This is a genomic window from Halobacillus sp. BBL2006 (assembly GCF_000786645.1).
Taxonomy (GTDB): domain Bacteria; phylum Bacillota; class Bacilli; order Bacillales; family Halobacillaceae; genus Halobacillus.
Genome location: NZ_JRNX01000773.1, coordinates 1 through 1851 on the forward strand (window position 1 = coordinate 1; position 1851 = coordinate 1851).

2 protein-coding genes are annotated in these 1851 nt (G+C 42.5%); both read right to left on the reverse strand.

Annotation, left to right across the window (positions count from 1 at the left end):
• Window positions 1–257: 257 nt before the first annotated feature.
• Window positions 258–752: a glucose PTS transporter subunit IIA gene (locus LD39_RS19505; RefSeq protein ID WP_035552223.1), complete on the reverse strand. Its 495-nt coding sequence runs from the start codon at window positions 750–752 to the stop codon at window positions 258–260.
• A 197-nt stretch (window positions 753–949) separates the two neighbouring features.
• A partial coding sequence (locus LD39_RS19510) for an FMN-binding glutamate synthase family protein (protein WP_035552226.1) occupies window positions 950–1851 on the reverse strand: 902 nt, incomplete at its 5' end.

Consider the following 1851-nt stretch of genomic DNA (forward strand, 5'->3'; position numbering starts at 1 on the left):
AAAAAACCAGAAAAAAACGCTCATAGATGCGCCATGAGCGTCCCTGTTCAAATGATTGCGTTTATTCCCCTACTTCTTTCCCCTCCAAGATCGTTCAAAAGCTGTCCGAACACCAAATATCCTATAAATGAGGATTGACCACCCATTCTCATGTCGAGCCGTCTGCACGTCATCCAGGTCCTAACTACCTCATCCTATCTTTCTGCTTGTGATTTATGTAAAACATTAGTCTCATTCCTTTGACCATAGGTAAGCAGTTACTCCATTGAATCCCCGTCCGCCGCTAATTCAACATCATAGAGTATGGTTTGATTATGTTTTGCATTTGTTACATCTGTATAATGAATCTCTTTAATTTTATTCGGATTTACAACAACTACAGGAGAAAGAATACTCGTGAGATTATTTTTTAACAAGTCAACATCAAAAGTGATCAAAGGATCCCCCTTTTTCACCTGGTCTTTCTCTTTAACGTGAACCTGAAATCCTTTTCCTTCTAGTTCATTACTCTCCATACCAACTTGTATCATTAGTTCAACATTTGAATCTGTGGCAATCGTGACCGCATGTTTAGTTGGGAAGACTTGTACCACTTCGCCATTTACAGGTGAAGTGGCCCTTCCTTCTGTGGGCTCAACACCGATCCCTTCCCCTAACATTTTTCTTGCGAATTTTGTTTTCGGTGCTTCAGCCAAATTCCTGACTCTTCCTGAAAAAGGCGACAGAACAGACAAATGATTCCTTTGGTTCACAGTTAGGACCCCTTTCTATTCAAAGCTCAGCTGGTTCTTTGTGACTTTTTTATAACGATTCCGTATTTGGAGCTGGATGATGATCTTCTTGCAGAGAAATCACTCTTCTTCTTTACCGTCTAGCTAGTTTTCGTAAGAGAATCACTTTAAGACCATTCCTATCCACAAAATAACGTATTTGATATCAAAGGACTACTTCAACCAGCAGGACTCTTGAGCATATTGTCGAGGGAATGCAGTTGCCCTTGATCATCCTTGTAAACGATGTGCTTCCTTTCGAATTTGGTCGGAGAATCAATGCCGGCGGCTGCTGCCAAGTTCACCAATCCTTCTCGCAATGAAAGTACATAATTGCAAGTACGGAATGATTTTTCTTCCACAATTAACGCTTTTTGCAACTTAGGATCTGTTGTTGCCACACCGACGGGACAGTTATTCGTATGACAAACTTGAGCCTGAATGCAGCCAACCGAAAACATCATCCCTCTTGCGATGTTGACTAAGTCTGCTCCTAAGGCTAAGGCGATGGCAATTTTATCTGGAGTAAGCAGCTTTCCTGATGCGAAAATTTTCACCCTGTCCCTTACCTTGTATTTCTTCAGCAGATCATCGACAAACGGCAGAGCTGTTTTAATGGGAAGCCCAGTGGCATCGGCAAGTTCCTGATAAGAAGCTCCGGTACCCCCTTCTCCGCCATCAACTGTAATAAAATCCGGCCCTTCACCGCTTTCTGCCATGTACGAAATGATGGATTCTACCTCTTCCGTATTCCCGACAACGATTTTAATTCCCACAGGCTTCCCACCTGTTTCTCTTAGTTCTTTAATAAACTCGAACATCTCAGGCGTACTATCAAACTGATAAAACCGATTAGGACTGTCAATGGATGTCCAGGGTTTGACATTGCGGATGGAGGCAATCTCTGGAGTGACCTTCGATCCATCCACATGTCCTCCTCTCGTTTTCGCGCCTTGAGCAAGTTTCAATTCAAAAGCTTTCACCTCTTCTATTTCACTTTTCCGTTTGAACTCTTCCCATGAAAACTCCCCATCCTCTGTCCGAACCCCAAATAAACCAGGACCAATTTGGCAAATAATAT